We start from the raw sequence: 1,040 nt of genomic DNA, 5'->3' as shown, positions 1-1,040 counted from the left end.
GAGCCTTATTACAGCTACAGTCACTTCTGCCGAGCTTATAAACAATGGTTAGGTACCCAGCGACTCTCAATGCGTCAGCAGCATAAAGGGGGTGAAAAGCTGTTTGTGGATTATTGTGGCCCCACAATTACCATTACTTGTCCGACGACACAAGAAAAGCGCACTGCTCAGATATTCGTTGCTGTGCTAGGTGCATCAAATTATACCTATGCTGAAGCAACGTATAGTCAGCAACTTGAAGATTGGGTAATGAGTCATGCGCGTTGCTTTGAATTTTTAGGCGGCGTTCCTGACGTTGTTATTCCCGATAATCTCAGAAGTGCTGTCAGTAAAACCTGTCGCTACGAGCCTGATTTAAATCCGACGTACCACCAGTTAGCCGAGTACTTTAACGTTGCTGTCATTCCGGCTAGACCTTATAAACCCAAAGATAAATCGAAGGCTGAAGTCGGCGTACAAATTGTTGAGCGTTGGATCATGGCACGCTTACGTAACCAAACCTTCCACAGCTTAGCGCAACTCAATCATGAAATAGCAAAGCTACTAGATATGATGAACAATAAGGTGATGAAGCAATATCAACAATCACGCAAACAGCTATTTGATATGGTGGATAAAAACGCATTAAAGCCATTGCCTGAAAAGCCCTATCAATATACACAAATCAAAACAGTACGTGTGCATATTGATTACCATGTTGAAATAGAAAAACATTACTACAGCGTGCCTTATCTGTGGGTTAAAAAACAATTACGCGCACACATATCCAATCAACTCGTGCAGCTTTATTATGACGGCACTTTAATAGCACAGCATCCTCGCTCAAACCGTTTAGGCGGACATACGACACAGACACATCATATGCCAAAGGCGCATCAAAAACAGCATGAGCAGTCACCGATAAATTTACGCTCATGGGCATTGAGTATCGGTGATTATACTCATCAAGTCGTTGAATTATTGCTTAATAGCAAACGTCATCCAGAGCAAGCTTATCGCACCTGTTTAGGGGTGTTAAGTTTAGCTAAAACGTATTCAAA

The 1,040-nt window shown here is 42.2% G+C and carries 1 protein-coding gene; it reads left to right on the top strand.

Annotation, left to right across the window (positions count from 1 at the left end; genetic code table 11):
• A partial coding sequence (gene istA / locus AAEZ22_RS18065) for an IS21 family transposase (protein WP_352298347.1) occupies nucleotides 1-1,040 on the top strand: 1,040 nt, incomplete at both ends.

This window comes from Pseudoalteromonas sp. 20-MNA-CIBAN-0454 (assembly GCF_040308685.1).
GTDB classification, from domain to species: domain Bacteria; phylum Pseudomonadota; class Gammaproteobacteria; order Enterobacterales; family Alteromonadaceae; genus Pseudoalteromonas; species Pseudoalteromonas nigrifaciens.
This window is presented reverse-complemented; position numbering and strand designations above follow the sequence as displayed.